Raw genomic sequence first — 581 nt, 5'->3', positions numbered from 1 at the left:
CAGATCACCCTTGTCGCCCAGCGTCACCACCGAGCGCGGCAGCAGGACCGCATCGGTCGGCAGTGCGCTGAGCTGGATTTCCGCCGTCATGCCGGCCGGCACCGAGCCGTCGGCATTGGGGATGGCGACCTCGACGCGGAAGGTGCGGGTCGCCGACGACGCGTCGCGGCTGATATAGCGCACGGTGCCTTCGACGGTCTGGCCGTTGACCAGCCGGACGCCGGCCTTGTCGCCGATCTTGAGATAGCCGAGGTCGCGCTCGCTGATCTCGCCGCGGGCGATCACCGGATCGAGCTTGAGGATGGTCGCCACCTCGCCGCCCTGCATGACCGAGCTGCCAAGTTCCACGGGCACCCGGTCGATGACGCCGTCGAACGGCGCCTTGACCTCGTTACGGTCGAGTTCGGCCTGCGCTGTATCCAACTGGGATTGCGCCTGGGTCAGATTGGAGCGGGCGGTGTCGAGCTGCAGCTTGGGCAGATTGCCGGTCCGGGCGAGCCGCTCCGCGGCATCGAGCTCGGCCTTGCGCTGCGCCACAAGTTGCTTGGCGTTGTCGACCATCGAGATCTTTTCTTCCGCCG

The 581-nt window shown here is 67.5% G+C and carries 1 protein-coding gene; it reads right to left on the bottom strand.

The genetic code is table 11. The features are described 5' to 3' along the window. On the bottom strand, window positions 1-581 hold a 581-nt coding region (locus ACWTU8_RS31990; RefSeq protein ID WP_455851275.1), incomplete at both ends, for an efflux RND transporter periplasmic adaptor subunit.

The sequence above is a fragment of the Mesorhizobium sp. BHbdii genome (genome assembly GCF_053848045.1).
Note: the sequence above shows the minus strand (reverse complement) of the source record. Positions and strands in the feature narration are given on the sequence as shown.